General features: G+C 71.5%; 1 protein-coding gene. It reads left to right on the top strand.

Annotated features, from left to right (window positions below):
• Positions 1-99 precede the first annotated feature (99 nt).
• Positions 100-1293: a cation:proton antiporter gene (locus tag LOY02_RS06825; protein WP_317181583.1), complete on the top strand. Its 1194-nt coding sequence runs from the start codon at positions 100-102 to the stop codon at positions 1291-1293.
• The last annotated feature ends 76 nt before the right edge of the window (positions 1294-1369 follow it).

The following is a 1369-nucleotide window of genomic DNA, read 5'->3' as shown; positions in this document are numbered from 1 at the left end:
ATCGGCACCGAGCGGGGACTCCAGACCCTCGCCGCGCTGCTCGAGGAGGGGTGGACGGACCACGTGCGCGCCCTGTGCTCCGGACCGGCCTGAGACGACATGCACTCGTTGGCCGTCCTCCTCGCCGAGCTCGGTGCGATCTTCGCAGGGCTCGCAGTCCTCAGCTGGGTGGCGACCCACCTCGGTCTCTCGCCGGTTCCCCTCTACCTGCTCGCCGGCGTGTTCTTCGGCACCGGCGGACTCGTGCCCATGGAGGCGGCCTTTCCCTTCGTCAGCGTCGGTTCGGAGATCGGCGTCCTCCTGCTTCTCCTCACCCTCGGCCTGGAGTTCACCGCGTCCGAGCTGGTGCAGAGCCTGCGGCGACATCGACGTTCGGGGGTCGTCGACCTCCTCCTCAACTTCCTGCCGGGATTCGGCGCCGGCCTGCTCATCGACCTCCCGTTCGTCCTCGCCCTCGCCCTCGGCGGCGTGACCTGGATCTCCTCCTCAGGCCTCATTGCCCGGCTGCTCGCCGATCTCGGCCGAATCCCCAACCGTGAGACCCCTGCCATCCTCTCGGTCCTTGTGCTCGAGGACATCGCGATGGCCCTCTTCCTCCCCGTCCTCCTCGTCCTCCTCTCCGGGGGTGGACCGCTGCAGGCCATGGGCGGCGCCGCACTCGCCCTGGGCGCGGTGGGGCTCGCGCTGCTCGCCGCGCGGCATGCCGGACGACGGATCGCGCGCGCCCTGTCCACGATGAGCGACGAGATGGCGCTCTTCTGGCTGCTCGGGGCGACCCTGCTCGTCGCCGGCGCGACCGAGGCCCTCGGTGCCAGCGCCGCCGTCGGCGCCTTCCTCGTCGGGATCGCGGTCCCTCCCGAGGTGGCCGACCGGGCGCGAACCCTGCTCAGTCCCCTCCGGGACCTCTTCGCTGCGGTGTTCTTCGTCAGCTTCGGCCTCTCGGTCGTGCCCAGCGCCATCTGGCCGGTGATCGGGGTGTCACTCGCCCTGGCTTTCGTCACCACGCTGACGAAGATCGCGACCGGCTGGTACGCCGCCCGGCTCGACGGGGTGCAGTTCAACGGCCGCCTGCGGGCCGGCACGGCGCTCGTCGCCAGAGGGGAGTTCTCGATCGTCATCGCCGGGCTCGCCGCCACGGCGGGCAGCGACGAGGTCAAACCGATCGCGACCGCCTACGTCCTCGTGCTCGCCATCACCGGACCCCTCCTCGCCAAGTACAGCGACGGCATCGCCGACCGGCTCCGCCCCCCGAGACGCTCCGACCTGCGCCGACCCCACCGAGCGCGCACCTGAGCCGAGTGGCCCGCAGGCTGCCCGCGCCGACCGCCCACCAGTCGTATGCCGCTGAGCCGGGCTACGCACTCGAGTG

It is taken from the genome of Intrasporangium sp., from assembly GCF_032907665.1.
In the GTDB taxonomy this organism is placed as follows: domain Bacteria; phylum Actinomycetota; class Actinomycetes; order Actinomycetales; family Dermatophilaceae; genus Intrasporangium.
Note: the sequence above shows the minus strand (reverse complement) of the source record. Positions and strands in the feature narration are given on the sequence as shown.